24 protein-coding genes are annotated in these 26,638 nt (G+C 42.4%); 13 read left to right on the plus strand and 11 right to left on the minus strand.

Features of this window, described 5'->3' with window-relative positions; all coding sequences use genetic code 11:
• Positions 1–176 precede the first annotated feature (176 nt).
• On the minus strand, positions 177–1,202 hold the full coding sequence (locus DXX92_RS10270) for an IS110 family transposase (protein ID WP_116000052.1): 1,026 nt from the start codon (positions 1,200–1,202) through the stop codon (positions 177–179).
• 110 nt (positions 1,203–1,312) lie between these two features.
• Between DXX92_RS10270 and DXX92_RS10275 the strand changes: the two genes are divergently transcribed.
• From DXX92_RS10275 to DXX92_RS10310, 7 genes are all read left to right on the plus strand, one after another.
• Positions 1,313–2,287 carry a YiiX/YebB-like N1pC/P60 family cysteine hydrolase gene (locus tag DXX92_RS10275; RefSeq protein ID WP_116000364.1) on the plus strand — a complete coding sequence of 325 codons (975 nt, stop codon included), beginning with the start codon at positions 1,313–1,315 and terminating at the stop codon, positions 2,285–2,287.
• A 138-nt stretch (positions 2,288–2,425) separates the two neighbouring features.
• Positions 2,426–2,932 (plus strand): hypothetical protein, encoded by a 507-nt coding sequence (locus DXX92_RS10280; RefSeq protein ID WP_116000365.1) that lies wholly within the window; start codon positions 2,426–2,428, stop codon positions 2,930–2,932.
• Positions 2,933–3,147: 215 nt separating this feature from the next.
• Positions 3,148–3,540, plus strand: coding sequence for a hypothetical protein (locus DXX92_RS10285; RefSeq protein WP_116000366.1), 393 nt, complete (start codon positions 3,148–3,150; stop codon positions 3,538–3,540).
• Entirely contained in the window at positions 3,540–4,133 is a 594-nt protein-coding gene (locus DXX92_RS10290; RefSeq protein WP_116000367.1) for a restriction endonuclease, read from the plus strand. Before DXX92_RS10285 ends, DXX92_RS10290 begins: the two co-directional genes overlap by 1 nt.
• A gap of 79 nt (positions 4,134–4,212) precedes the next feature.
• Positions 4,213–4,521, plus strand: coding sequence for a hypothetical protein (locus tag DXX92_RS10295; RefSeq protein WP_116000368.1), 309 nt, complete (start codon positions 4,213–4,215; stop codon positions 4,519–4,521).
• A gap of 504 nt (positions 4,522–5,025) precedes the next feature.
• Positions 5,026–5,427, plus strand: a complete 402-nt coding sequence (locus DXX92_RS10305; protein WP_116000370.1) for a hypothetical protein — start codon at positions 5,026–5,028, stop codon at positions 5,425–5,427.
• A gap of 491 nt (positions 5,428–5,918) precedes the next feature.
• Positions 5,919–7,111 (plus strand): IS3 family transposase gene (locus DXX92_RS10310; RefSeq protein ID WP_116000054.1). Its coding sequence is split into 2 segments (ribosomal slippage): positions 5,919–6,224 and positions 6,227–7,111, totalling 1,191 coding nucleotides; the frame shifts between segments, so codons are not numbered across the junction.
• Between the two features lie 393 nt (positions 7,112–7,504).
• On the opposite strand, the gene DXX92_RS10315 is transcribed toward DXX92_RS10310, so the two are convergent.
• Both DXX92_RS10315 and DXX92_RS10320 read right to left on the minus strand, forming a co-directional pair.
• A complete protein-coding gene (locus DXX92_RS10315; protein WP_116000052.1) occupies positions 7,505–8,530 on the minus strand; it encodes an IS110 family transposase in 1,026 nt (341 codons plus the stop codon).
• 129 nt (positions 8,531–8,659) lie between these two features.
• Complete coding sequence (locus tag DXX92_RS10320; RefSeq protein WP_116002383.1) at positions 8,660–9,172, minus strand: MerR family transcriptional regulator; 513 nt, start codon at positions 9,170–9,172, stop codon at positions 8,660–8,662.
• 204 nt (positions 9,173–9,376) lie between these two features.
• Here DXX92_RS10320 and DXX92_RS10325 point away from each other — a divergent pair, with 204 nt between their 5' ends.
• Together DXX92_RS10325 and DXX92_RS10330 are read left to right on the plus strand one after the other, a co-directional pair.
• A complete protein-coding gene (locus DXX92_RS10325; RefSeq protein WP_116000371.1) occupies positions 9,377–9,889 on the plus strand; it encodes a hypothetical protein in 513 nt (170 codons plus the stop codon).
• A 95-nt stretch (positions 9,890–9,984) separates the two neighbouring features.
• Entirely contained in the window at positions 9,985–10,317 is a 333-nt protein-coding gene (locus tag DXX92_RS10330) for a hypothetical protein (protein ID WP_116000372.1), read from the plus strand.
• Positions 10,318–10,703: 386 nt separating this feature from the next.
• Here the strand turns inward: DXX92_RS10330 and DXX92_RS10335 are convergent, their stop codons facing one another.
• Positions 10,704–11,729, minus strand: coding sequence for an IS110 family transposase (locus DXX92_RS10335; RefSeq protein ID WP_116000052.1), 1,026 nt, complete (start codon positions 11,727–11,729; stop codon positions 10,704–10,706).
• Positions 11,730–11,840: 111 nt separating this feature from the next.
• Between DXX92_RS10335 and DXX92_RS10340 the strand changes: the two genes are divergently transcribed.
• Positions 11,841–12,287: a hypothetical protein gene (locus DXX92_RS10340; protein WP_116000373.1), complete on the plus strand. Its 447-nt coding sequence runs from the start codon at positions 11,841–11,843 to the stop codon at positions 12,285–12,287.
• A 104-nt stretch (positions 12,288–12,391) separates the two neighbouring features.
• Here DXX92_RS10340 and DXX92_RS10345 read toward each other — a convergent pair whose 3' ends face one another.
• From DXX92_RS10345 to DXX92_RS10355, 3 genes are read right to left on the minus strand one after another with little or no spacing between them, the layout of a single operon-like run.
• Positions 12,392–13,621, minus strand: a complete 1,230-nt coding sequence (locus DXX92_RS10345) for a DUF1552 domain-containing protein (protein WP_245961458.1) — start codon at positions 13,619–13,621, stop codon at positions 12,392–12,394.
• A 23-nt stretch (positions 13,622–13,644) separates the two neighbouring features.
• The gene (locus DXX92_RS10350; protein ID WP_116000375.1) at positions 13,645–16,845 is read right to left on the minus strand and encodes a DUF1592 domain-containing protein; all 3,201 of its coding nucleotides are present in this window, start codon (positions 16,843–16,845) and stop codon (positions 13,645–13,647) included.
• A gap of 4 nt (positions 16,846–16,849) precedes the next feature.
• Positions 16,850–18,643, minus strand: a complete 1,794-nt coding sequence (locus DXX92_RS10355) for a cellulose binding domain-containing protein (protein WP_181901739.1) — start codon at positions 18,641–18,643, stop codon at positions 16,850–16,852.
• Positions 18,644–19,752: 1,109 nt separating this feature from the next.
• On the opposite strand from DXX92_RS10355, the gene DXX92_RS19410 reads away from it, so the two are divergent.
• The 3 genes from DXX92_RS19410 (at position 19,753) to DXX92_RS10370 (ending at position 21,084) form a co-directional block, all read left to right on the plus strand.
• On the plus strand, positions 19,753–19,953 hold the full coding sequence (locus tag DXX92_RS19410; protein ID WP_428977363.1) for a DUF7661 family protein: 201 nt from the start codon (positions 19,753–19,755) through the stop codon (positions 19,951–19,953).
• A 110-nt stretch (positions 19,954–20,063) separates the two neighbouring features.
• A complete protein-coding gene (locus DXX92_RS10365) occupies positions 20,064–20,600 on the plus strand; it encodes a DUF7010 family protein (RefSeq protein ID WP_116000378.1) in 537 nt (178 codons plus the stop codon).
• 25 nt (positions 20,601–20,625) lie between these two features.
• Positions 20,626–21,084, plus strand: a complete 459-nt coding sequence (locus tag DXX92_RS10370) for a hypothetical protein (RefSeq protein WP_116000379.1) — start codon at positions 20,626–20,628, stop codon at positions 21,082–21,084.
• Positions 21,085–21,258: 174 nt separating this feature from the next.
• Here the strand turns inward: DXX92_RS10370 and dgcA are convergent, their stop codons facing one another.
• The 4 genes from dgcA to DXX92_RS10390 all read right to left on the minus strand — a co-directional run bounded on the left by dgcA (position 21,259) and on the right by DXX92_RS10390 (position 26,383).
• The gene (gene dgcA, locus DXX92_RS10375; RefSeq protein WP_116000380.1) at positions 21,259–22,266 is read right to left on the minus strand and encodes an N-acetyl-D-Glu racemase DgcA; all 1,008 of its coding nucleotides are present in this window, start codon (positions 22,264–22,266) and stop codon (positions 21,259–21,261) included.
• A gap of 2 nt (positions 22,267–22,268) precedes the next feature.
• Positions 22,269–23,276: an N-acetyltransferase DgcN gene (gene dgcN, locus DXX92_RS10380; RefSeq protein WP_116000381.1), complete on the minus strand. Its 1,008-nt coding sequence runs from the start codon at positions 23,274–23,276 to the stop codon at positions 22,269–22,271.
• A gap of 392 nt (positions 23,277–23,668) precedes the next feature.
• Complete coding sequence (locus DXX92_RS10385; RefSeq protein ID WP_116000382.1) at positions 23,669–24,553, minus strand: LysR family transcriptional regulator; 885 nt, start codon at positions 24,551–24,553, stop codon at positions 23,669–23,671.
• 108 nt (positions 24,554–24,661) lie between these two features.
• Positions 24,662–26,383 (minus strand): Na+/H+ antiporter NhaC family protein, encoded by a 1,722-nt coding sequence (locus DXX92_RS10390; RefSeq protein ID WP_245961459.1) that lies wholly within the window; start codon positions 26,381–26,383, stop codon positions 24,662–24,664.
• Between the last annotated feature and the right edge of the window lie 255 nt (positions 26,384–26,638).

A 26,638-nucleotide genomic window follows, 5' to 3' on the forward strand; every position in this document is an offset into this window, starting at 1 on the left:
GATGATTTGCGCTTGAGCATGGCCTCATTCGTTAAACAGCGTCTTCTCTTTCAAGAAATGCGCTTCCCGACTAAACAGGCTTTTATGCTCTCGGTCTGACCGTGTTATCGTCAATCGCTCATGCTAAGACGCGGTGGGGTTAACCGTTAGGGTTACCTCTACAACTTCAATCTTTTCTATTTTACATAATCTATTTGGTATTCGTTTTTACTTCGAAGCAATGCCCATATCAACCGTGCATTCTTGGCTGCAAGCGCGACGGTTGCCCGTTTAAATCCTCGTCGCTCAATCAGCTCTTTTACCCATAAACTGGTTCTGTCTGTTTTATGTTTGCAGTTGGCTATTACGGCTCGAGCACCGTGAATGAGTGAGGTGCGAATGTGTTTTTCGCCACGTTTACTGATTCGGCCAAGTTTCACTTGCCCACCTGTCGTGTATTGCCTAGGTACTAGACCAATCCAAGCGCTAAAGGCGCGGCTGGTATCAAAATCTTTTGCATCACTCACCGTCGCAACAACCGCCGTTGCCGTGATTTCGCCAACCCCAGGAATGGTCATTAAGCGCCTTGCCGCGTTCATTTGGTTCGCGAGTTGATAGAGCTTTCGGTCATGTTTAAGAATTTGCTGGTTTAATGCTTTAATGTCTTGCCATAAGTCACTTAGTAGCTCTCTAGCGAGCATGGGTAAGTTGTTCTCACCATCTTCTAAGATGCCACTAATGGCATGTTGTGCCGGATAACGTCCTTTGGGCATGATAATACCAAATTCTGCGAGTAAGCCCCGAAGCCGATTAATGAGTGCGGTTCTGTCCTTGATAGCCCCTTGGCGAATACGGTGTAGGCAAAGCACGGCTTGTTGCTCTTCACTTTTGATGGTGACAAAGCGCGTTTTGGGACGGGTCACCGCTTCACAAATGGCTTCAGCGTCGTTGGCATCGTTCTTTTCGTTTTGGCGATACGGAATCACGAACTTTGAGGCCATGATGCGTACTTCATGGCCAAGCTTAGTAAACTCTCTTGCCCAGTAGTGTGCGCCTGAGCACGCTTCCATACCAATGATACACGCTGGCAACTTAGCAACTTCAGCTAACAGTTTGTTTCGCTTAACGGTTTTTCGTAATTGACACTTGTCATGACTATCGACACCGTGGATACTGAAAACAGATTTGGCTAAATCGATGCCAATTGCTTTAATTAGTGACATATGGACTCTCCTCAATTGAAGCTACTTATCAACTTCACTATGGCACACTCGCTAGAGAAAGATGCCGAGCGGGGAGTCCATATCATTCGTTAAGTGAATTTGGAGTATCGATGTATTTGTTGAATATGGGGTTATTAAAGCCCGGTGATATTATTTTGACTGGGAGTGATGCTAAATTAAGTCGAGTGATAAAAAAGTTCACTAAAGGTTCATTTTCTCATGCAATTTTGTATGTCGGGGATGGAAGTTATATTCACTCCGACAGAGACGGCGTACATTCTAGCAATATTCAAAGGCTGCTTTTTGAAGAAGAGAGCAATGTGATGGTGTTAAGAGCTGCTAATGAACAAGTAGTTTCATTGGCTTGTGATTTTGCGCGTTCTCAAGTAGGGAAGGAGTACTCTGTAAAAGGTGCAATTAACGCGAAAATAAAGGCTCCTCTTAACGTAGATACTAATCGTCAGTTTTGTTCAAAATTAGTTGCTAAGGCATACGAGTTTGCAGGACTAAAATTAGTCGAAAATGCTGATACTTGTATGCCAAAAGAGATTGAAGATTCCCAGTATTTGAAGAGAGTGAATAAAATTACCGTAAAGGCTAATGAGGCCGAGATAGAGTTTGCAACTAGTGACTCTCCATTAGACAAACAGGCTGAAGCTACTAACAAAATTTTGTTCGCGGCGAGAGCGCTCTTTAAGAAAGACATTCAAACTTTATCTGAACTTCCTCATTTCCTTTTTAAGCAGCCACAGTTTGACAGTCAAATATCTAAAGTTGTTTTAGAGTCTGGTTACTTAACTCTATGGGACAATGATAGGGTTAAGAACCCCTGGAGATATGACTTAAATGTTTTTTGTAATTTACCTGTTCCCGAGGCTGAAAAATACGCTCTTGCCAAAAGAGAGTTTGATAGCTCAAAGGGGATGTTAGAAAGATTTGGTGGTATGCTTGATTTTTACACTGATGCACATAAGCAGCATAATTTACAATTTACTAAACTGCATAGGGATCTTTATTTAAAGTTGTGTCTGGGCATAACAGATAATCATAAAGTAGCATCTTCGTACCTTGAAAAATTCACTTAACAAACGCTTTAAGACGGATTCCCAACGCTTGGCATTTTTAGTTTGAATCGGCTTTAGTGTTTACGGTGAAATAATCAGGTTTAGTGGTAGCGTTGCTCACCACTTAAGCGGGCGTTATACGTACAGGAGAATTAAAGCATGGAGCCAACAGAAGAGTCTATTGCGTATATAAAAGAGCGATACAGTGAGGAAATCGCTACGTTCGAGAATATAGAAAACAAGTGCGCTCGATATTTAACACTAATTACCATAATCATTGTTGCATTCAGTTCTATTCTTGGGTTTCAAAACAGTGATTTGTTCAAACCTAATAATTTTTTAGAATACTTAGCTTTAATTAGTGCTGTAGGTGCTATTTTTTCATTAGTATGTTCATTTGGGCATTTACTCTTGTGTTTAAAAATAAAAAAAGCTGTACTTGTTCCTAGGTGTGATAAAACATCAAATTGGCTAAGAGAAAAGCGGAAAGAAAAAGTTGTATCGAAAATATTTGATTGGTATGCCAATGCAGTTAAAAAAAGTGCAAAGTATAATGATGAAAAGATTAAGCCTTTAAAGTTGGCATATTCTGAATTAGTTATTGCAGTTTGGCTAATCAGTTTCTTTGCGATTACAAAATTAATATTGGAGCTTATAAAATGTTAGTAAATAAGAAAAAAGATGATGAACCGCCTATTGAAGAGCGTAGAGATAAATTTGTTCCAAGAAAGAAACAAAACTACAACGTATAACAAGCCAATCAAGTCGGACGTTTAACAGTTGGCTACGTTCACTTCGTTCACAATTTTAGCCAACTATTACCCGCCGTTTATTGGGGCGTTATACCTCTTGAAGCCCCGATGAAAAAGGATAATTAATAAGTGCATTCAATTATTGTTTATGGGTTCCCAATGATACTTGTTTCATTTGAAGCTTTACTACGTAATCTAATTAACGTAGACACATTTGCTTTTGTGGGGCCTACGCTTGCTGCGACAGGAATCTCTTTTCTGGTTCCTCTAACAAAACTCAAAGAATTAGAGTTTGAAACCGCCGAGGGTGAAAGGTGGGTAAAAGTATCGAAAAGAGATCAAGCTTTTGTCAATTTAACATGGTTATTGCTTTTTGTTTCTTTATTCGTTTGGTTTTGGGTATGCACTTTATCTATTCAAAGTACTCCCATCACTTGGTTAGGGTTTCCTGCCCAAATAGTAGCAGGTGCAGCACTATACGTAATAAGTATAATCCTGAGTACTGTTAAGGAGTATGTGTAATGAATAGTGAATTGCTAAGTTTATTGCTAAGTATCCTTTCGTCTCTTGTAGCTTTTATTTCTGTTTTTTTAGTTCGAAAAGCGGCGAAGTCCATATTGGAAGAAAATAAAATTGTATTGAAAAATGATAAGGGAGAAGTCAGAGAAATTTTTGCTGAAATTGGAGATAGCAAAAATGAGTATAGTGCTTATTTAAATGAGGCAATCGACTTCGAGAAATTTGTATTTGAAAAGTTAGTAGAGTTAAATTTAAATGTTAAAGATAAGCCTCAAAACAGTATGGATAAGGGCTATGACTTATTATTTGAGAAAGACGGAGAGTTAGTTGCAGTTGAAGTAAAATCGCACAAAAAACCGCTGTCGGCCAATGCAATCAAAGACTACACAAGCAGACTTCCTAGTGATATTGCAATTGTATTTTTCATATCAAAGAGCGGGTTTTCTTCTTCCGCAATTGAGTTATTAGAGAAATATGATAAAAAAGTATCGTTAATTGATGGAAGCATAGATGACTTGGGAAGTCAGCTTAGTAGCGCATTAGTGGCGAGAGGTATAACAAGGCAATTAAAAAGCGGACCTAAAACAGCTGGCTAGGTTTCGCTTCGCTCCACAGTATAGCCAGCTATTTTAGGCCGTTTATTGCGGCGTTAGAAGTAATCTGGAATTCGAGCATATGGAAATATTCACAGACGGTAGTCTTATTATTTGGGATAAAAATGAGCTTGAAAGAGCCGAAAAAGAAGTTCCTGCTGAAGAGGTTATTTCTCTTAGAGTAGGAGCCAAATGCTATAGTGAAGTTGGGTTATCAAACTTGTATAGGCGAATAGCGAAATATAAAAATGTTACTAAAGTTTCAGTTGCCGATGATCGTATTCTTGACCCAGATATGCCAAGTGTAAAAGCCAAATTTGAAAAGCTGTTTCCAAATGCAAGTTTTGAGTGGAGTTATGATTTACTCGTAGGTGGAAAGCACGGAAGGTAAATTACTTCTAACAAGCTGTTTAACAAGGACAAAAAACTGTTGGCTTTTGCTCCTTCGTCGCTAATTTTAGCCAACAATTTTTTGCCTGTTAACAGGGCGTTATGTACCACCACAATATCAAGGATGAAAGTTAATCTAATCAAACACCCTTTTCTGAATTTATCTGCACGTTCATGTGTTTTTCGCCGTCAGCATTTAGTCTTTTTTCCAGAACAGTATGCGGCTCAAAATTCAGATTTAGTGTGTTGTGGTGGCGAGTTGCTGGCTGGTTCAGTACGTATACTTTCTAGGTTTAGCGGTTAATCTAACCCTCAGTAAAGTAAGCTAAATTACATAACAAGCAAATTAACTGGGACTTAAAACTGCGGGCTCTTTTCGCTTCGCTCAAGTTTAGCCCACAATTTTAAGCCCGTTATTTGGGCGTTAAGCTGCTTTCACGCCTCTTGAAATCTGAAAGCATGTCCATATATCTCAGGATATTTGAAGTACATAACTAGGAAATACATGGAAAATTTATCGTTACTTGACTTAATTTCTTTAGTAGCAAGTATTGCATCTTTAATATTGGCTGTTGTAGCTATCCAGGCTGCAAAATCTTCCGAAAAAGAAGTTCGTGAAAATTTCCTCAAAACTCAAGAAATGCTCAATCAATTCGAATCTAGGAACAAAGAGGTTATGGCTGAGATCGATAAAAAATCAGCGGTAATTGAAAGAACCGTATCTGACTCACAACAAAAATTAATGGATACATTAACTAATATTCTTAATGAAACAGTCATCCCGAAAAAAGAAGATATGGGTGAAAAAATGGGAATGCAAATGTTAGAGCAAATGATGAGCAACCCAGAAACAGGTATGCAAAATTTTGCTGTGCTTGCCGACATAATGCAAAAGGTTCAAAAGTAGATCAGCTTAACAAGAAAATTAAATCGGACTAAAAACGCTTGGCTTGGTTCGCTGCACTCACAAAGTATAGCCAAGCATTTTTAGCCGTTTATTTAAGCGTTAGTTACCTAGAAGGATCAAGTCGCACTCCAATGTTTGGCTACGTGTTTTTCCTTATAGTTACATATCCTCTGGCTTTACTTGTTTACTCAGTTGTATCTGAGAAAATAGGTTTGGAAAGTAGTAGAGCGCTTAAGTCGGCTGTATACGGTTTTTTCTGCTCTCCCTGTGTAGTAGTTATTGGAGAGAGTTATCGTAATAAAACAGTTGTATTAGGGCTGTATGCAATTATTCAAGGCTACGATGTTTCACTTACGGTGCTACAAATGGTAGGTTTTACTATCGGACTATATTTGTATTTTTGCTATAAAGGTAACTAACAAGCGCTTTAACGGGACAATGTAGTTCCCCCATTTTAGTGGACACCTCCTTATCTCAATGAGGAGGCCATTATGCCCAGATATACCAACCCCAGAAAAACATGGTTTTACCCAGTTGATTTCAAAATCAAAGCCGTCGAACTAAGCTTAAAAGACGATGTCATGTCAAAGGATGTTGCTCATGCGCTCGATATTCATCCCTTTATGTTAAGCCGGTGGCGTAAAGAATATCGAGAGGGGAAATTTAACTTACCCGTGCGCTATAAAAGCAACAAGGAATTAATGAGTGAACTCCCCTCCAAACAAGAGCTGAATAAAATCAAACAACTCCAACGAGAAAATGAACGCTTAAAGCAGGAGAATGACCTGCTAAAAAAGTGGCAACGGTATCTGGCGGAAGTACATCAGCACGATTTGGATTCATCAAAAGGCACGGAAAAGCCTTAGGTGTTAAGTACCTTTGTACTTGGTTAAAGGTGTCACGTAGTGGCTATTACGCATGGCTACACCGCTCCCCTTCGAATAGAGTGCTGGCCGATAAGACATTGCTAAACAACATAAAAAACGTATTTAATGCCAGCCTTCATACCTATGGTAGTCCCAGGGTGTTTGAGGCACTCAAAAGGCTCGGTATTCGAACAAGTAAAAAGCGAGTAGCACGGCTTATGCACGAGTACGGTCTTGTCGCCCGTGCCGTCAAAACCTACCGTAAAACCGCGAAAGTGAAGTTTTTCTATAAGGAAATTGAGAACAAGCGCCAATCGCTTGAGAAGCCTGAGGGTATCAACCAACAATGGTCGGGCGACATTACTTACCTTAAAGTGGGTAAACGGTGGCACTACTTAGCTGTCGTGATTGATTTATTCTCTCGTCGAATCGTGGGCTGGGCATTTGGGGCGAAGAAATCAACAGCATTAACCCTTAGCGCTTTGCGCCAAGCACTACATCAACGAAAGCCTCAAACACGTTTACTCTTTCACACCGACAGGGGCGCTGAATACCGCGCGCACGTCGTGCAGCAATTTCTACAACGCAATAACGTAGAGGCCAGTATGAATCGCCCTGGATGTTGCACAGACAATGCTGAAGTGGAGTCCTTTTTTCATTCGCTTAAAGCAGACCTCATTCGCGGCAATACATTCTCATCGGCAAATAAATTACACGCATTATTAAAGAGTTACCTAAATAACTTCTACAATAGACAGCGATTACATTCGAGTTTAGGATATCAAACACCTGCTGAATTTGAGTCAGCAGTAAATTAAACATGGAGCGTGTCCACTTTATCGGGGCAAGATCACTTAAAATCGCGGGCTATTTTCGCTTCGCTCAAGTTTAGCCCACTATTTTAAGCCCGTTATTTGGGCTACATGGACTCCCCTTTGTCAAGCACAAGCAGTCTCTGACAACAAGAAAGTCTGACAGCAGCTCTACATTCGGCGTTTGTTAGCATACTGCCGTAACAGCTTGTGCTATCGCCCTGATGATTTGCGCTTGAGCATGGCCTCATTCGTTAAACAGCGTCTTCTCTTTCAAGAAATGCGCTTCCCGACTAAACAGGCTTTTATGCTCTCGGTCTGACCGTGTTATCGTCAATCGCTCATGCTAAGACGCGGTGGGGTTAACCGTTAGGGTTACCTCTACAACTTCAATCTTTTCTATTTTACATAATCTATTTGGTATTCGTTTTTACTTCGAAGCAATGCCCATATCAACCGTGCATTCTTGGCTGCAAGCGCGACGGTTGCCCGTTTAAATCCTCGTCGCTCAATCAGCTCTTTTACCCATAAACTGGTTCTGTCTGTTTTATGTTTGCAGTTGGCTATTACGGCTCGAGCACCGTGAATGAGTGAGGTGCGAATGTGTTTTTCGCCACGTTTACTGATTCGGCCAAGTTTCACTTGCCCACCTGTCGTGTATTGCCTAGGTACTAGACCAATCCAAGCGCTAAAGGCGCGGCTGGTATCAAAATCTTTTGCATCACTCACCGTCGCAACAACCGCCGTTGCCGTGATTTCGCCAACCCCAGGAATGGTCATTAAGCGCCTTGCCGCGTTCATTTGGTTCGCGAGTTGATAGAGCTTTCGGTCATGTTTAAGAATTTGCTGGTTTAATGCTTTAATGTCTTGCCATAAGTCACTTAGTAGCTCTCTAGCGAGCATGGGTAAGTTGTTCTCACCATCTTCTAAGATGCCACTAATGGCATGTTGTGCCGGATAACGTCCTTTGGGCATGATAATACCAAATTCTGCGAGTAAGCCCCGAAGCCGATTAATGAGTGCGGTTCTGTCCTTGATAGCCCCTTGGCGAATACGGTGTAGGCAAAGCACGGCTTGTTGCTCTTCACTTTTGATGGTGACAAAGCGCGTTTTGGGACGGGTCACCGCTTCACAAATGGCTTCAGCGTCGTTGGCATCGTTCTTTTCGTTTTGGCGATACGGAATCACGAACTTTGAGGCCATGATGCGTACTTCATGGCCAAGCTTAGTAAACTCTCTTGCCCAGTAGTGTGCGCCTGAGCACGCTTCCATACCAATGATACACGCTGGCAACTTAGCAACTTCAGCTAACAGTTTGTTTCGCTTAACGGTTTTTCGTAATTGACACTTGTCATGACTATCGACACCGTGGATACTGAAAACAGATTTGGCTAAATCGATGCCAATTGCTTTAATTAGTGACATATGGACTCTCCTCAATTGAAGCTACTTATCAACTTCACTATGGCACACTCGCTAGAGAAAGATGCCGAGCGGGGAGTCCATATCATTCGTTATACGCTAAGAAGTCCTAGCTCATCCTTGAGCCATTTGTTAGAAGTTTCTAATTCTAGATATCTCTTCAGCTTCAATACCTAAAGATTCTAAAAATTTCTGGTGTTCTTGTGGCTCCATTTTTTCAAAGTTTTGATGCCATTTAGTCATATCCTGCTCAGTGAAACCAGAAGCCCTCATTATCTCTACCCAGCGTTCTTTTGTAACCATACCTTGCTCCAATAATTCAGGTTGTTTTAATAGTGCAACAATTGCACTTTGCTGTTTTCTCAGTTCCGAAATATTTTGCTCAAGTATATTGAATTGAGCTTTTAACATTTCAGATTGAGTCTCTTTATCATTGTGTTCAACGAGGGCAGTTATATCAGCTACAGGAATACCAAAGGAGCGAAAGCGCAATATTTCTTTTAACCTTTGTAACTCAGTGTCACCATACCAGCGGTATCCATTTTCAGAGCGAAGTTTGGGTTTTAGTAGTCCTTCTCGCTCGTAATAGAGTACCGCAGCACGGGATATGCCGCATGTTTTTGCTAGTTTGGTTACTGTAAGCATTTTTGTATCTCTCGTTAAACACAGGGGCATTATCAACCCTGAACTTATAGACGAGTCAAACAGGTTTAGGATAATATTTCAAAAGATGTTGATAGGCGCGTATAACAAGAAAATTAAATCGGACTAAAAACGCTTGGCTTGGTTCGTTTCACTCACAAGTATAGCCAAGCATTTTTAGCCGTTTATTTAAGCGTTAGGTTTCAAATGGAACGAATAGACAACATCGAACAAGCCAAAGAGAAGGTTCTCGCTGATATGAACACCTTTCTATCGAGTGTTCGTGATTTCGCTAGCGAAGATGTCTTAGACCTCGGATCTGGCTTGTCTAAACTCAGAAATATTCGCTCTTCCGTGTATGAAAGTCTCAATCAAATTCAGCATGAGTATCTGATCCTTCAGGGGCTAATCTGGCTTAATTCAAACGGCCACGCACATTCAGGTACACATTGGTATTGGAATCCTCGTCAAACTGGTGATTCCACTGAACCTGATTTGCGAGGCACTTTCGAAGGGCGGGTAGTTATATCAGCCGAGGCAACCACATCCGAAAAGCCCCAAGGTGTGATTGATACTCGAATGAAAAACACGATGGCAAAGCTCAATGAAATGGAGGGCGAAAAATTCTATTTCATTAGAACTAGCCCAATGGAAATGCGGGCAAATACCAAGGCCGAGAATAATGGCTGGCCCATTACGGTGGTAAAAATTGAAGGCTAAAAACCTAACAAATCAATCAACTACGCCCCTGCGGGGCCGGACGCAGCAAAGCTGCGCCGGTTATTGAGGCGTTATGTTTTCTCAAGGAATTCAGAATGAATAAAATTGTAGTACTGTCTCTAAGTCTATTACTGACAGCTTGTGCAAGTAATAAAAATGATAAAACAGAAATTACAGGGAAAAGAATTAGTAAAGAGCAAGCGAAAAAACTCAACCTTAAACCGGTAGGGACAATCCAAGACTTAATGAAATCTCAATTTGCAGGTTTGCCTCAGCCTGGTGACTATGAAAGCTGCCAAGAACTTCTTCAGCAATTAAAGCAAAAAAACATTTCTATTCAATCAGTAAAAGAACGAGAAGTTATCGCTGTATCTAAAAATAGAAAATTACTTACATATAATTTTAAAGATGGTAATTGCTTAGGCTAAAAACATAACAAGCGCTTTAACGGGACAAATAAAGCTTAGCTCCCGTCGTTGCTCTCCTAATTTTAGCTAAGCTATTATTTGCCCGTTAAGCGGGCTACATGGACTCCCCTTTGTCAAGCACAAGCAGCCTCTGACAACAAGAAGATCTGACAGCAGCTCTACATTCGGCGTTTATTAGCATACTGCCGTAACAGCTTGTGCTATCGCCCTGATGATTTGCGCTTGAGCATGGCCTCATTCGTTAAACAGCGTCTTCTCTTTCAAGAAATGCGCTTCCCGACTAAACAGGCTTTTATGCTCTCGGTCTGACCGTGTTATCGTCAATCGCTCATGCTAAGACGCGGTGGGGTTAACCGTTAGGGTTACCTCTACAACTTCAATCTTTTCTATTTTACATAATCTATTTGGTATTCGTTTTTACTTCGAAGCAATGCCCATATCAACCGTGCATTCTTGGCTGCAAGCGCGACGGTTGCCCGTTTAAATCCTCGTCGCTCAATCAGCTCTTTTACCCATAAACTGGTTCTGTCTGTTTTATGTTTGCAGTTGGCTATTACGGCTCGAGCACCGTGAATGAGTGAGGTGCGAATGTGTTTTTCGCCACGTTTACTGATTCGGCCAAGTTTCACTTGCCCACCTGTCGTGTATTGCCTAGGTACTAGACCAATCCAAGCGCTAAAGGCGCGGCTGGTATCAAAATCTTTTGCATCACTCACCGTCGCAACAACCGCCGTTGCCGTGATTTCGCCAACCCCAGGAATGGTCATTAAGCGCCTTGCCGCGTTCATTTGGTTCGCGAGTTGATAGAGCTTTCGGTCATGTTTAAGAATTTGCTGGTTTAATGCTTTAATGTCTTGCCATAAGTCACTTAGTAGCTCTCTAGCGAGCATGGGTAAGTTGTTCTCACCATCTTCTAAGATGCCACTAATGGCATGTTGTGCCGGATAACGTCCTTTGGGCATGATAATACCAAATTCTGCGAGTAAGCCCCGAAGCCGATTAATGAGTGCGGTTCTGTCCTTGATAGCCCCTTGGCGAATACGGTGTAGGCAAAGCACGGCTTGTTGCTCTTCACTTTTGATGGTGACAAAGCGCGTTTTGGGACGGGTCACCGCTTCACAAATGGCTTCAGCGTCGTTGGCATCGTTCTTTTCGTTTTGGCGATACGGAATCACGAACTTTGAGGCCATGATGCGTACTTCATGGCCAAGCTTAGTAAACTCTCTTGCCCAGTAGTGTGCGCCTGAGCACGCTTCCATACCAATGATACACGCTGGCAACTTAGCAACTTCAGCTAACAGTTTGTTTCGCTTAACGGTTTTTCGTAATTGACACTTGTCATGACTATCGACACCGTGGATACTGAAAACAGATTTGGCTAAATCGATGCCAATTGCTTTAATTAGTGACATATGGACTCTCCTCAATTGAAGCTACTTATCAACTTCACTATGGCACACTCGCTAGAGAAAGATGCCGAGCGGGGAGTCCATATCATTCGTTAGGCATCAAGGAATAGCCAGTTGAAATTTTCAGAATTAATAGGGAAAAAGCTAAAGGATCCCGAAATAATAGAATTATTAGAACAAAATGAGATTGAGGTTGTTTATGATTTTGATCGCCATTTTGAAAACATGGATGACGTTTATTGGGCATCGTGTGAAGTTGGCGGGTTTCAGTTGCGCTTTAATAAAGAGCAGATACTAGACACTGTTTTCCTTTACTTATCCGCACACGATGGCTTTTCACCAATTCAGCATTCAATGATTGATGTTAAGACGTTCGAGAATTTTGATAACGCTGAAAGCTACTATAAAGAAAACGCTATGGATTATATTGCTAGCCCTGGTGAACCTGGCAGCGATATGTTTAAGTGGTGGATTAAAGTTCAATTGGGAAACATTAAAATTCACCATCAATTTGAACAAGAAAAAACAATAAGGGTAACCTTGTTTAGTAATGATGCCTAACAAGAGACTATGGCATCAATAAATAACGTTTGGCTCACTTCCACTTCGCTACAAAGTTTAACCAAACTTTGTCAAGTCTATTTACATGCGGGGCACGCATTGATTTAAGCGATTACACCTGGAATTTCTTTGCCAAAGCCAATGTCGACACCACATGCTTTAGCTGCGGTATAAAGTACATCGTGATGATCATAACCAGTACCCGCGTCCGTGACTACGCCACGGTTAATTCTGGTGCCGCCACCAGCAATGGTATAGGCCACAGGGCTCGCCGAGTGGGTATCAGCGTGGCCCATGTCTGTGGTTTCCACTACAACTGTGCTATCTAAAATACCTGCTGCTCTCAGCTTTTGGATTAAGTAAGCGTTATAGCTCGCCATATGGCTACGCATTTCTGTGTAATACGGGTAATTCACTTTTCCCCCGCCACCACCATGAATCGACTGATGATAGACACCTTGATAACTTAACTCTGGAATTCTAAAGTCGCATTGACTATTGCCATAAGCCAAGGAAACTGAACGGGTTAAGCCACATTGTAATGCCGCAACTGCAATATCTGCTTGCAACTGAGCTTGCTGAGAGAATGTGTCGTGAGTTAGCGTAAATTCGGTATTGTCGGGTGCAATACCACAGCTCGAACCGCCAGACAGTTCATCTAAACGACGCTGGGTATCGGCAATAGCGTCTAAGTGGTCATCTATTCTTTGCACTTCATAACCCGCTAATTTACTGCGAATAGCATTAGCCGCAGACACATGAGCATTCATAATTGGCGTTTTTGAGCTGCTACCTTGACTAGAGCCAAAGACTAAATCGAACACTGTAAATGGGTTGTCTTGAAATGGTATTCGATTCTTACTGTCTTTCGTCATGTAGTTAGCGCCGTTGCTATGCACTCCCAAGTTGATGTACCGAAATGGCATATCCGGCCCTAGTGCATTCCCCATCATGACGTCGTAACTGTCGCTGTTCCATTCCTTTGCCCAAATAATGGGCATCCGGCCGTGGCCAGCATTACCATGTGCCATGTTCACTAAAAAGTTACATTCGTTTTTTACCGAATCGTACCCTTGTGACATCGGCCCCAACACCATATCTTCGCCCGCCCCTGTTGGATTCCAGAGGTTGGCAATCGCGCCGCCAGGCGTAAAAATACAGATGGTTTTATTCGGTAAGCCAAACTCTTGAGCGTCGGCATGTCGTTGGAACAACATACCAGCTACAAGTGGAGATGTGCGAATCAAGCTGCTTGATATACCTGAGGCTGCAACTATTTTTAACAAGCTGCGACGCGATATAGCTAATTTATTTAACTGATCTTTATTCATCATAATTTCCTTTGCAGCTCAAACGATTACTCATCTCTTGACCAAGCTTTACGATACCTAACAGATTTTAGATAACCAAAGTTTTCTAACATGGCTCTTGGGCTTTCGGTTGCCATCTTGTCTTTTAGCGTGTCGATTTCACATAAATAACCCGCTTGTTCAGTTTCAGACAAGTTTGCATCCTCTGGGTTATTGGGATCAATTTCGTCATGTCCCACGCCCATCGTGTAGCGGAACATTTGCTGTGTTAAACAACTTTGCGCTGAGTTTAATCCAGCGATTACATTAGCTAACCCTTGAGTGCCGTTGAACAGCTGCACAGCATCAAGATCCGCGTAGTTTTCAGGGGCATACAAGGCGCCCGAAGCGTCAACTTGGTTTCCGTTGTTATCATTGCTACGAACATTACCTACGGCGTCGAAGTCTTCCATACCGAACCCCAGTGGATTGATGTACTCAGCATGACAACTGCTACAGGGGCTGTCTTCCGTTAACGCGTGATACTTATCGCGGTTGGTGGTTGTTGGGTCTTGCAGAAACTCGGATAGCTCGGCAAGCTTTTCATCGCGCGCTTCGAACGTACCAGCAGGCGGATCCGGCTGGTCTTGGCACAACATACGGCGACGAACACGCACCGAGCGAAGCACAGGGTGAGATTCAGCAGGCTCTGCCCACCGCGCCATAAATGCACCATTAGCTAAAATTCCACCACGATCTGCGGTGTCGGTTTTTTGCATTTCTTGTCCTGTTACGCCAGCAATACCATAGTGATTCGCAAGCGTTTCATTTAAGAAGGTGTAATTAGCGGTGTAGAGCGAAGCAAAACTTTCATCTTGCTGCATCATGATCCAAGCGAACGTTTTATTTAGCTCTTCTTTCATATGTGGCACTACATTTTGGTAGTTCGGATATAAGGTTTCGTCTTTCGCTGCCACTTCTAATTCTGCTGTACCGAGCCAACTACCAATAAAGTCGGCCAATACCCCCTCTGCACTTGAGGCCAAGCGAGCGGCGTGTTCCATGATCTTATCTTCATCTCGCAGTTCATCATTGGCGGCCGCAGCTAGCAATTCATCATCGGGCGTGGAGCCTGTAAAGGTATAAGCTAAGAAGGTTGCCATTTCGTATGACGTTAGCTCAAAGGCATCGTTGTCCAACTCTGGATTGTCAGGGTTGGCCTCACCTAATTCATGACGATAAATAAATTGTGGCGAAGATAACAAGCCCTCTAGCGCCAGCTGCATGCCAGTGGCAATATCGCCACCATTGAATGTTCCTAACGCAATGGATTCGTAAGTAGTTGCCTCTTCCGATGTTAATGGACGTCTAAATATCTTAGGGGCAACATCAGTGATCAAGGCATTGGCACAGCTGCTATCAAGCGCTGCACACGACAGGATATTTGAGAAATTCTGATCCGCCGACCATTGTGCGAGTTCTTCAGCCACCAACAAATAGTTGTTATAGGTGGTGGATAATACGCTTGCATGAGTGTTGTTTGTGAAGAAGCCTACTTGGCTGTCTGGTGACAGACCATCGGCTACGTGATAATCGACCTGTAACAAGTCTTCAACGGTATTTTGGTATTCACGTTGGGTCAGGATTTTAAGCTGTCTTGCACCATATGCCACTGGCGTAACACCGATATCACAGGTTAATGTGGCTGGCCATAATGTTTGAATAAACGCGGCGATATCTTCAGCACATTGCTGATCACAAGACGCTGGATTGCTATAGGGCATAGTACGAACAATGACATCAATCATCGCATCGACATTTCGCTCAGTGTTCAACGCTGGGAAACCGCCCAAACCGCCCCCCTCTGAACCATGACAACCAGCACAGTTGGCGTTGAATTGCTCCATTCCTCTGGCTACTGCATTGGTTTCAGTCACGGTTACTGAAACTGATTCTGTTGGCATAGAGGGCACACTTTGGTTAAGCGCAATAACTTTATAGTTAAACTCGCCCGTATCAGGCAAACCCTCAGACATTAAGGTTGCACTGGCGGCAAGCTCGGCAACCGTGTGCCAATCACCACCTAGGGTTTGTCGCCTAACCAGATAAGCGGTTTCATTATTGCTGTTATCACGCCAATTTAAGTGCGCCTGACTGTCTGACGGTTCATATTGCACCACAAGGCTGTCAGGCGCGATTGGCGCTTCAGCCTTATCAGTTTGCACGAAATTATTCGCGCTCACCGAGGTAAACTGCAAGTCGAAATAAACGGGTACCGCTTCACCAATGCCTGATAGCCCCGCGACCACACGCAAGGCTTCAATACCATACGCCATATCAAAGCTATTGCTATCTACAATAAGTGGTCGCAGCGTTGATACCTTGACTGTGCCAGCTCCAAGTTTAGCCACTAATAAGTCTAGCGACATTGATTGGCTTACCCCGTGAATCGTTAAATTACCGCTCACCGTCTGCGTGGCAATATCGCCTGTTGGCATCGCAGATATTTCTGAGGTATCTATTTGGGTGGTAAAATAGGCAGTAGGTAAAAGCTCGGTGGCAAATAATAAATCGACGACTCGGCTGTTGCGAATATCAATGCCAGTTTCGATGTTGTTCAAGTTTACCGCTAACACCACATTTCCATCGGTATCAATACTACCCGATAATGCCTCGCCGTTAACATCGTCGCCTTGGAATGCGTTTACTTCTGCAGTGTGCAACTTCTTCACTGAAACATAGCGCAATGATGAAGTGTCGCCATTTAATGACCACAAACCAGTGTCGGTCTGATTGTCACTGTTGCCATCACCACCGCTACCTGAATCCGAGCCGACAACGCCATCGCAAATATCACCACTTAGTGACAGTTCAACCTCACCTTCGTAACCATTTTTACTGGCGACAAAGCCCAGCCCTAATCGCTCATTTGGATTTAGAACTGAATTGGCATTTTGTTTGGTAATCGTACATCCCGTATTCGAACAATCGTAAGTTGCATTCCAACCATTATTAATTGAAACACCCTCTGGCCAAGTAAGGTTGAGTGTCCAGTCGTTTTTAGCGACCTCGTTATTTTGAATAACAATTTCGGTTTTAAATCCGCTATTCCAATTATCTGGTATCGAGAATTCGCAGGTTGCCGCATATGCGTTGTGCGATAGCAGTCCCATTCCCGCCAGTAACAGAAGAGAAAAGCGAGGCGATTTCAGTTTAGATGCGCAGTTTGAGTTGCGGCCAAACAGGTGTTGAAGGTTAAATAATCTCATTGTCTTATTCCTCCCCTGCTTGCACTTGTTCTTTTGCGCTTGCTTCTGTTGTGAATACTAAATTGAAGTTTACTGGCACCGCATAACTAATTGACGTTAAGTTTGCTAACGTTCTTAAGGTTTCAATGCCCGCTTCAAGTCCGAAGTCTGTTGCATCTAATAAGATAGGTTGGTTGCTCTGAACCAAAATACGCGATGAAGACAACCGGCTTACTTGCACTTGAGTATCAATTTGGATATCAGCGCCATACAAATTTAATGTGGCGCTAATGTCCATAGCCTGTGTCGTACCTGCTGGTACTGCTTTAACCGTATCGTAATCTAACGACAAGCTAACCTGGGCAAACGGATAAGTATCAACTGCAAATAAGTGTTCAGTCATACGACTGTCACGGGTATCTACCCCAGTATCAACGCTATTTAAGTCAATTTGTAAGCTCGCTTCACCTTCAACTGAAATAGCACCAGATATCGTGCGGAATGTATGGGTTTCAAGCGTGTGATCTTTTTTGGTAGAAACGAAATACAGCGACGAGTTATTGCTGTCTAACACATAAGGCAGGCTTATTTGCGGTTCGGATACCAAAATCGTTAGTGGGTCTGTACTTGAACTAACAGCGCCATCGTTAACCGTTAAGGTAACTGAATAATTGCCCTGCGCTTGATAAATGTGCGTAGCTTGAATATCTGTTGACGAGTTGCCATCACCAAAATCCCAAAAATACGTTAATTCATCACCGTCAATATCTGCTGACTGCGCAGCATTGAAAGTAACACTTAATGGCCCTTCGCCAGAGGTGACAGAAGCGATAGCAACTGCCGTTGGTGCATTGTTAATGTTACCGTCGAACGAGCATAACCCGCCTAACGCAGGAATTGTCGGTGCAGTATCAGGAACTGGTTTTTCAGCGTTAAAACCAAAGTTAATGGTTTGCCCTGCGGCAATCGTTGAATTGTACTGCTCGTTAACGACAGTGTATGGATTGCTGCCTGTGTGATTGCCGTGCCAAACGCCGGTAATTCTGGTTGTGTCTTCGAACTGCATTAGCACTTGCCAGCCTTCAATGGCTTGATTGGCGGTATTGCTAATATCAACTCGCGCTCTAAAACCAGAATTCCACTCTTGCTCTATGGTTAATTGACACAGCGCTGACTCTGGCTGCGGATCTTCAACTGTTACAGTTAACTGTGACTCTAGTGCTTGTTCTAGCCCTTGCTCAATTCGGGTAGCAATAAACGTAACCGTATACTCGCCTGCAGTATCAAACGTGTGTTGTGCGTTAGGAGTATCCGCGATGGTTTCGTCTTCAAGCTGCCAAACGTACTCGACGTCACTCCCACCTGCCCCTTCAACTTGTGACGTAAAATCAACGGTTAAAGGGGCTACGCCGGATAATGTAGAAGCGTCAATTTCAATCGAGAAAGGGGCATCGTTGTTGTCGTTGTCGCCATCTGCACTGTCACACGCGCCACTTAACGAAGGCTGTGAGACCGTTGAACCATTTGGCTTTGTACCGTTAAAGCCGAACGATTTTGAATCACCAGGGTTGATCTTGGCATTCCAACCTTTATTGGTCAGCGTGTAAGGGTTACTACCGCTTAAATTAGCGTTCCATGCACTACCAATTGTTTCGTTCTGACTAAACGCTAGGCCAACTTGCCAGCCGTTGATTACATCTGCGCTGTCGTTGGTGATAACCAATTTACCTTGGTATCCATTTGGCCATTGATTTACAACGCTAAATTCACATTGTGCCGCTTGTGTTTGATAGGCCCAGAACGGAGCCGTGATAAGCAAAAATACTCTCGAATTTCGCCAGCATTTTTTCCTGTTTTTTTGCCAGAAAAGGTGGGGACAGCTGTTCATACATATATCCTTATTATGACTATAATGTATTCAACCTAATCAAAGACTATAGTCACGAATTGTGGAGAAATTATGTACAACTCCTAAAACAACAAAATTTTATGATTTGTGAAAGTTGATATTCTCCAAATCTTATGAGCATTTTTCTGGCCAAACAAACTCGTAATCGATTTTTAAGTTAATAATTAGTCGTTAGATTCAAATGCCAATACATGAGTTTCCAAAATCATCTACCCACTAATTGCAGTTCCCTCTGTACTGCTTGTCCGACAGACTGTTTATTTGCTTCGTAAAGATTCTGATAACACATCAATTTATACACAAAACACAAACAGTATTGCGAATAGTCCACTTTTCCAAAAACAATATTATTGATAACAATTTCAATGCTTTAAATCTTCGTTATTTTTAGTGAATTTGTTGTTTATTGGCTTTTAACTTAGTAAAGTCAAACCTAATAAGCCAATAAACTGAGCGGAATGAAGAGGCTTCAAATTCGCCAAAGGGCGCTGGGCGATTTCTATGTATGTTTACCATGTCCTCAGACCCTGAAGTAATAAAACCCTTTTCGCATACACTAAGTCGTGACAAGAGTGATGCTACCGTTAAAAAAAGTTGAAATTACTTGGAGATTAGCACGGCTAACATTAGGGCTATGGATATGCCACACAAGCTGCTAATGCAGTATTGAAAATAGGATTTGACGAGCTAAATTTCAAAATTTTTTTCTTCGCTCTTGCAGACATTTACCCTTAACGCTCCGTTATGGAAAGAGCGAATATGGTTCATTATAGGGAAATTTTTTTGCACCCTGAACTCCCAAGTACAGAACATTTGCGTGAACATTGCATTTATAAAGTCTCGAAAATAGATTGGGTTAAATATTTTATCTAACAAAGAGCTCATTAGGGCACGTAGCGTTAGCCTCGTTTTTTTGCGAAAGGCTCATAACTCATTCTCAGTAATAACAGAGACAAAACAGAGCGTGATTTACATATTCTTATTTGCTTAGGAGGTTTAGAGTGTTAATTAAGTTTGATGTGTTTGGTAAAAAAATGTCCGTGATGAAAAAAGAACTGGAATGGCAGTTGTTTAATGACTCCGAGACAGGCATCCACACGCGGGTCTATGACGTGGTAATTCCTTCTGACCTAAACGAAAGTGAGCTGGAAAAATATTTAGACGACATCTATCACGAATATTCATCCGAAAGATATTCAAGAGTTAAAAGACTAAATTAATTCAGTAGTTAAATAAAAATAGAGTGACGCGTTAACAATTAACTTTAGCCGTTTATCTAAGCATATGTGCTTAAATATTGGCGGTATTTATGTTCAGGGAGAGGAATATTTTGACATTAGATGATTACAGAAGCGAATTTGAGCAATCTTCAAATAGGTCTGTTTCAATGCCCATTGCTGGCACCATAATCTGGGGCGTTATTGCGCTATTGAGCACTCAGTTTGACCAAGCGATAGCAGTCTACATTCTATTATTTGCAACAGGTGGCATTTTCCCTTTAGCGTTAATGATTTCGAAACTAAGAAACGAAAACTTAGTTTCATCAACAAACCCGTTAGCTAAACTTATGGGGCTTTGTGTGCTTATGGTCAACCTGCTATGGGCTGTGCATATTCCATTATTACTCAATGCCCCCGAGTTTGTACCTATGACCTTAGGTATTGGGTTGGGCCTTCATTGGGTTGTCTATTCGTGGATAGTTCAGCACTCTGTTGGTGTTCTTCATGCGGTGCTACGAACGATTCTTATCCTTTTAGTTTGGTATATTTTTCCTAACCACGGCCTGCTGGCAATATCTTGTGCGGTCGTTTTTGTATATTTAGTCAGTATTTATCAAATGCTAACAAGAGAAATAAAGACCACATAACAAACTTGTTAAAGTGAGCATATCGATGAAGTCTAGCGTTTTCACATGGATTGTTGGCGGAATATTCACCTTACTAGTATTCACTGGCGGCTTTATTTCGGCGTTTTATTTAAATTACGCATCTCTAGGAAGCACCTATACAAAAGAGCATATTGATAATGGACGCTTCATGCTTTGGGCATTGAAACATTTAGAGGATGATGAAATTGAAAAAGCGAAAAATTTCTTGCGGAGCCAAGTATCAACTAAAGTGTTAATTGTTGACTCTGTGCGTTTACCCCCGACGAGTAAAAGAGAACTTGAGTTAATTGAAAGCTTTTATCTTGAGGTCATCGAGTACTTTGATGCTCACGGTGGGTTGAATGAAACGTTTCAAGTCATGGAAAACGATAAATGGGTTACTAGGCCAACTGCTGCAATGAAAATATTAGAAGAGTTCAAAGCTGAACAAGATAAGTGGCTATGGCACGAGTCTTGTTTTTAAGCCTTGCTTAATATCGCGGCCTCTAATTAAAACCATCAATTCAGTGCATTACATTAACTTATCGATAAAAAAAGCCCCTATACGGGGCTATAACAGGAGAACATTAGAATAAATCTAAAGTCTATTTAAGGTCACTCACCAAAAGTATATAACCCCAAAATGCTGCTTACTCGATTAGTAATTAGCGCTTGCGCCGCCCCATAAGCGATGATCAAGTGCCGACATCAAACCGCGATCAATGTTAAAGCCATATTCGCGATCTTTAGCGACTAATACGGGGCCGTCTAAATCTACATATTTTGCTTTTGAGGCCAATAAATACGCCGGAGCCATAGCGAGCGAACTGCCCACCATACAACCAACCATAATATCTAAACCAAGTGCTTGTGCTTCTTGCGCTAATGCGACAGCTTCGGTTAAGCCACCTGTTTTATCTAGTTTGATATTGACCGCCTGATAACGAGCAGCTAAATAATCGAGGTCTTTACGCGTATGGCAGGACTCATCAGCACATAACGCAACTGGTAGTTTAACGTTGATAAGTTCAACATCTTCACCTGTTGGCAATGGCTGCTCAATAAGTACTACATTGCAATCAGCGAGCACTTGAGCGTTATCAACGAGCTGAGACATGCTCCAACCCTCATTCGCGTCAACAATAAACTGGCTGTTTGGCGACGCTTTGTATATTGCCTGCATTTTCTCAGCAATATCTTGGTTATCCAACTTCACTTTTATCAGCGGAGGATGTTCAAGTGCTGCGGCAGCTTTTGCCATTGCCTCGGGAGTATCAATACTTAAAGTTTGCGCTGTAATGCATGAAGCAGGTTCGGTTAACGCCAAGAGTTGCGCAACCGATTTACCAGCAAGCTTGGCTTTTAAGTCCCAGAATGCACAATCAATGGCATTTTTTGCCGAGCCAGGCGACATAGCAGCTAAAATCAAGTCAATATCGACACCGCTTGCCAGACGATTTTGCACATAATCGAGTTGATTCGCGACACTCTCGATCGTTTCTTGGTAGCGGTTATAAGGCACAGACTCTGCGCGCCCTACTTTGCCATCTTGGATTAAGCTAACTTCAACAACTTTCGCTTCGGTTTTAGCACCTCTAGCAATGCGAAATACTTGTGCTAGCGGAAAATCAGTTTGTCGATATTCAAGTGATATTGCAGCAGTCATCTTTAAAATTCCTGCGTTAAGCGCTCAACAATTGCATCACAACCATCGCGAACAGGGTCAACACACGGTAATGAAAGCTCATCACTGATTTGCTGACAAATAGCTTGCCCTTCTTCGACACTGACACTCGACGTGTTAACGGCAATACCAGCAACTTTAACGTTCGGATTAGTTAACTTTGCAGCTTGTAAATTAAGCGCAATGGTTTCTTGTAAACTTGGGAATGCAGTATGCGGTAAACCGCGCATATGATGGCGATTTAACGCATGACAAATCACCAAGGCGTCAGGTTGAGAGCCATGTAATAACCCCATGCTCACGCCAGCAAACGCTGGATGTGAAAGTGACCCTTGGCCTTCAATGATGTCCCAGTGTTGTTCGTTATTGTCTGGTGACAACGACTCTGTGGCACCAGAGATGAAATCAGAAATTACGCAATCAATTGCCACACCTTGACCTGCGATAAGAATGCCGCACTGCCCTGTTGCGCGGAAGTCAACGTCCATGTTTTGATCTTTCATGGCTTTTTCAAGGCTAAGCGAGGTGTACATTTTACCTACTGAGCAATCAGTACCCACGGTTAACAAACGCTTGCCTTTACGCGGAACTGCTGTGCCCGTTTTAAACTCACCATCTGGATGGCGAATATCGAGAAGCTTAACTTTGTTTGCCGCCGCAGCCTTTGCTAGTTCTGGTACGTCGCTCATTTTTTCATGTAAACCACTAACGACATCCATACCAGCAGCAAGCGCTTCTAGAATGTATGGGTGCCATTTAGGATCTAACACGCCACCACTGTTGGCAAAACCTAACACGAATGTTTTAGCACCTTTGGCAACGCCTTCAGCGATAGTAAGTTGCGGCAAGCCTGTAGTCACGGTACAACCTTCAACTTGCATTTCGCCAATACAAAGCTCAGGGCGAAAGTCGGCTACACCACGTGCCATTTTAATTGATAAGGCATCGGTCGCATCGCCAATAAAAAGTAAGTAAGGGCCGACAATTTGCATAACACATCCTTTAGCTGAGTATTAAATTTTCAAAGACTTAGATTCAGCTTAGAGGGTGACTTCAAGTTTGAAAAATAGCGTGTGTTGTCATGTCCATAACTTGAGGCTATACGCGAAAACTTCTCCCTGTGAATTATTTTCTGAACAATTTATAAGGTCTTAAAAATACGAAGAAAACGCACCAACAATAAGCTTAACTCATTGTTACCAAGGCAAATAAACCTAGCATGCTAGCTAGTGGCAACACTTATATTAAACAGCAATTGATGGAATTTTCGATGAATGAAAGTATGGCTGAAACTATGAATGAAACTGTGGAAAAAAGAGGTAAAGCAACAAGGTAAATTGACGGTACAAACGCCTTGTTGCCGATATGAGGTAAAAGCAGCAGTCTAAATACTTTGGATCTGTTTATTTAAAAACTCCATAAAGTCATCCGCCGCAACGGATAGTCGCCTGTTTTCTAAATGCAACATACTGACATTGAACGACAAACGCGGCTCAAAAGGTGCATAAGCCACATCATCCATGGCATTGCCGTAGGCTGTGTATTTATCTACAACACACACGCCAGCACCATTGGCAACCATGCGCGCAGCAATAAAGTATGTTTGTACTTTGATGGTGGATTGTAGCTTGATGTTTTCTTTCATCATTCGCGTCCAGAGCTGATCACCCAGCGGACCACTGTCGCTAATATCAATAAATGGTAAGTCTTTTAAATCAGTTAAGTTTAGCGATGTTGGCTCTGACGGAAACAGTGATTTGGGATACATAACAACGAGCTCAGATTGATCGCATACCGTTTCAACCACACCCGCCATCGCCGTTGGCGAGAATACCACGGCAATATCACACTTGTGCTCGTAAAGTGACTGCATCACTTCATCGTTGTGCACTGTCTGCACCTGAAAATTTACTTTTGGGTGTGCTTGCTGAAAATTAGCAATAGCGACTGGCAACACGTCAAACCCTAAGGCTGGCGTTACTGCGATACTAATATTGCCATATTCAGACTTTTTAATATTTTCAGCGGTATTGTTGATTGAACGCATCTGCTGATAAATTTTATCTGCTTCATCAAACAACATTTCCGCTTCATTGGTTGGAATGAGTCGGCCTTTAACACGTTCAAACAATTGGAAGCCAAGTTGCATTTCAGCGTGCGCTAGCACCTTACTCACCGAAGGCTGGGAAACGTGCAATATTTTCGCTGCATTTGTGATAGAGCCAGTTGAATAAATGGCATGAAACACCTCAATATGTCTAAGTCTCATTTATTCTCCTCCACGATTTATGTTTTTCATCTAAGTTATTCTTGTTTTCTTGTTGTCTTTTACTCTGTATTTTTGGGTGACTTTGCCTGAATGACCATAGTTCACATACTAGGCTGCAAATCCAATAACACATAAGGTCCAAAGCAGTGCTGCCGTAGCTGCAGCAAAACTAGCCGGTACAATTTGCGATTTTACATGGTCCATTAAGTCACAGCCCGTGGTCATCGCGCTTAATATGGTGGTATCTGAAATTGGCGAACATTGGTCACCATAAATACTACCGTTTAGCACGGTGGCGAAACAAATCATCAAATAAATTTCTGGATTTGCCAGCATTTGGTGCTCGCCAATAGCCCACGCCAGCGGCATCGCCAGTGGAAACGCGATGGCATAGGTTCCCCAGCTTGTGCCCGTAGAAAACGCGATCACCATGGTCATTAATTGCAAGGTAATAGGCAATGCCCAATACGGTAGTTGTTCACCTAACAATGAAACAAGATATAAACCGCCACCAATCTCTTTGCTGATAAAGCCAATGATCACCGCCATCATTAAAATAACAGAGGCAAAGACGACACTTTTTAAGCCCAGATTTAGCCCGTCCATCACGTTTTTAAGACTCATACCTTTTGCAAGGGCAATACCTATCGCTAACATTAATGCCGCGCCAAATGCCCAATTCACTTTTGGTGAGCCCAGCAAAATGAAGGTGAAAACCGCAATACCGATTAATGCGACCAGCGGGAAAATAAATTCAAAATGGTGAGAGTGATAACCTTCCGGCACTACCCTGCTTTGCAATTCCTTCGCACTTAGCGGCTGAGCATTGGGCGCATCTAATTGCCCTGTGGTGTTCGCTCTGTGGTGCGCTTCGCGTATTCTTCGACCTGAAAAAGTCGTGATGTTTAAGCTTAATAACAAGGTACCGACGACGGCTAAAATGCCATAGAAACTAAATGGAATACTGCTGAAAAAGAAATCGAGACGATCAGCTTCTGTTGCTAAAAACGCAACCCCAGGTACAAAAATAAGCGCCTGTACATAAGCTGGCCACGCATTGAATGCTAACACAGCAGCAATAGGTGAAGCCGTTGAGTCAACGATATAACTCATTTCCTCATGGCTGACTTTTGCTCTATCCGCTAGCGGCCTGACTGTTGTCCCCACTAACACAGTGCTCATGGTGCCCCCTTGGAAAAACAAGACACCTAAACACCAAGAAACTAATTTAGCCGATCGTTGCCCGCGCACGAACCTGCGTGTCATCATATCGGCAAAAGCTTGGGCTGCACCAGTTTTCGCCCATACACCAAGTAAACCGCCCAGTAACCACAAATACAGCAGTAATAGCGCTGCACTGCCTTCTTTAGCAAGTTGCGGAATTATCACGCTGTCAGTTATATCGTATTCACCAAGCATTAGCGCGCCAGTAACGATACCAGTAAACAACGCACTTAACGGCTCTTTCGTAATTAAACAAAGTGAAACAGTGATCAGCGCCGGCAACAACGACCAAACGCCAAAATGAAATGCTGGCTTCAGCTGTTTAATCGTCCCTTGTTCATCAATCACCCATTGCTGACTTAATGCCGGCTCGTCAACATTGTTGAGTGTTGCCTGATTAAGCGCTGACTCTTGATAGGGAACAACATCTTCAATAATGACCTCTTTACCGCGATAGATATAGGCATTATCACCATCATTGGTTTGGTAAACTTCATATACGAGCGACTGTTCGAGCCAAGTTTTAGGAACATACTGGCTGACATAAACCGCAGAAAATAAACCAAATATAACCACCAATAGCGCTAATTTGTTATAATTTTTCACATGCATTCTCGCTGATTTTAGCCGCAATGATGCATCTGCAATGCACCTGCGTTTTAGATGTTATTTTAACGGTAGCAATTATTTTCCCTGACGTGATGTAGCGAAACAAAGCCAACCTATAACTTTAGGTTATAGGTTAATGTTCAACAGTCAATTGTTAATTCAGCTAATTTTGACCAAGGTTAGAGTTAAGTGCAGTTAGCTAATGTGCTTGCCTGCTTCAGTTGTAAAGAGCCGCAGCAAAAGAGCTTTATC

Source organism: Thalassotalea euphylliae (assembly GCF_003390395.1).
GTDB lineage: Bacteria > Pseudomonadota > Gammaproteobacteria > Enterobacterales > Alteromonadaceae > Thalassotalea_F > Thalassotalea_F euphylliae_C.

Bases quoted from the DNA above. Each gene is read 5' to 3' on its own strand.
- DXX92_RS10345 (WP_245961458.1), bottom strand. From the start codon at position 13,621: ATGATGAATAAAGATCAGTTAAATAAATTAGCTATATCGCGTCGCAGC.
- DXX92_RS10335 (WP_116000052.1), bottom strand. From the start codon at position 11,729: ATGTCACTAATTAAAGCAATTGGCATCGATTTAGCCAAATCTGTTTTC.
- DXX92_RS10350 (WP_116000375.1), bottom strand. From the start codon at position 16,845: ATGAGATTATTTAACCTTCAACACCTGTTTGGCCGCAACTCAAACTGC.
- DXX92_RS10330 (WP_116000372.1), top strand. From the start codon at position 9,985: ATGAATAAAATTGTAGTACTGTCTCTAAGTCTATTACTGACAGCTTGT.
- DXX92_RS10275 (WP_116000364.1), top strand. From the start codon at position 1,313: ATGTATTTGTTGAATATGGGGTTATTAAAGCCCGGTGATATTATTTTG.
- DXX92_RS10280 (WP_116000365.1), top strand. From the start codon at position 2,426: ATGGAGCCAACAGAAGAGTCTATTGCGTATATAAAAGAGCGATACAGT.
- dgcN (WP_116000381.1), bottom strand. From the start codon at position 23,276: ATGCAAATTGTCGGCCCTTACTTACTTTTTATTGGCGATGCGACCGAT.
- DXX92_RS10295 (WP_116000368.1), top strand. From the start codon at position 4,213: ATGGAAATATTCACAGACGGTAGTCTTATTATTTGGGATAAAAATGAG.
- DXX92_RS10305 (WP_116000370.1), top strand. From the start codon at position 5,026: ATGGAAAATTTATCGTTACTTGACTTAATTTCTTTAGTAGCAAGTATT.
- DXX92_RS10270 (WP_116000052.1), bottom strand. From the start codon at position 1,202: ATGTCACTAATTAAAGCAATTGGCATCGATTTAGCCAAATCTGTTTTC.
- DXX92_RS10385 (WP_116000382.1), bottom strand. From the start codon at position 24,553: ATGAGACTTAGACATATTGAGGTGTTTCATGCCATTTATTCAACTGGC.
- DXX92_RS10325 (WP_116000371.1), top strand. From the start codon at position 9,377: ATGGAACGAATAGACAACATCGAACAAGCCAAAGAGAAGGTTCTCGCT.
- DXX92_RS10320 (WP_116002383.1), bottom strand. From the start codon at position 9,172: ATGCTTACAGTAACCAAACTAGCAAAAACATGCGGCATATCCCGTGCT.
- DXX92_RS10290 (WP_116000367.1), top strand. From the start codon at position 3,540: ATGAATAGTGAATTGCTAAGTTTATTGCTAAGTATCCTTTCGTCTCTT.
- DXX92_RS10370 (WP_116000379.1), top strand. From the start codon at position 20,626: ATGAAGTCTAGCGTTTTCACATGGATTGTTGGCGGAATATTCACCTTA.
- dgcA (WP_116000380.1), bottom strand. From the start codon at position 22,266: ATGACTGCTGCAATATCACTTGAATATCGACAAACTGATTTTCCGCTA.
- DXX92_RS10315 (WP_116000052.1), bottom strand. From the start codon at position 8,530: ATGTCACTAATTAAAGCAATTGGCATCGATTTAGCCAAATCTGTTTTC.